General features: G+C 52.7%; 1 protein-coding gene. It reads right to left on the bottom strand.

What is annotated here, in order from left to right:
- On the bottom strand, positions 1–529 hold a 529-nt coding region (locus tag A8F95_RS10530), incomplete at both ends, for a M24 family metallopeptidase (RefSeq protein WP_141676259.1).

Genomic DNA, 529 nt, shown 5'->3' with positions numbered 1-529 from the left:
GCTCGCGGTAAATGTCATTTAATTCAGCCGCAATGTCCATACATCTCGCTCCCGGCTTGATTAATTCCAGGCCGCGGCGATGCACCTTACAGTTGATTTCCCACAGTTCTAAATGGCGGTCCGATACCTCTTCCAGGAATAAAGTGCGTTCAAGCGCCGTATAGTAGCCGGCAATCATCGGGAAGCAGTTCAGGCTCAAAATATCCCCGCGCTGCACCTTGCGGGAAGTTGCCCAGTTATGGGCACCGTCGGTGTTAATGCCCGATTGGAACCACACCCATGTGTCTCTTAGCTCGGCATGCGGATACGTGCGGGCAATTTCACGCACCATCGCCTCTGTGCCGTGTAACGCTACTTCATATTCTGGCACTCCTTCGCGGATCGCTTCTACTACAGCCGCGCCGCCGATATCAGCAATGCGGGCCCCGTTTTTAATCAAATCAATTTCTTCTTCTGACTTCATCATCCGCTGAGCCATGACCGCCTGGGATACATCTGTTAGAACAGCTGTCGGCAGGGCATCTTCTAA

This window comes from Pseudobacillus wudalianchiensis, from assembly GCF_001685015.1.
GTDB classification, from domain to species: Bacteria; Bacillota; Bacilli; order Bacillales; family Domibacillaceae; genus Pseudobacillus; species Pseudobacillus wudalianchiensis.
Note: the sequence above shows the minus strand (reverse complement) of the source record. Positions and strands in the feature narration are given on the sequence as shown.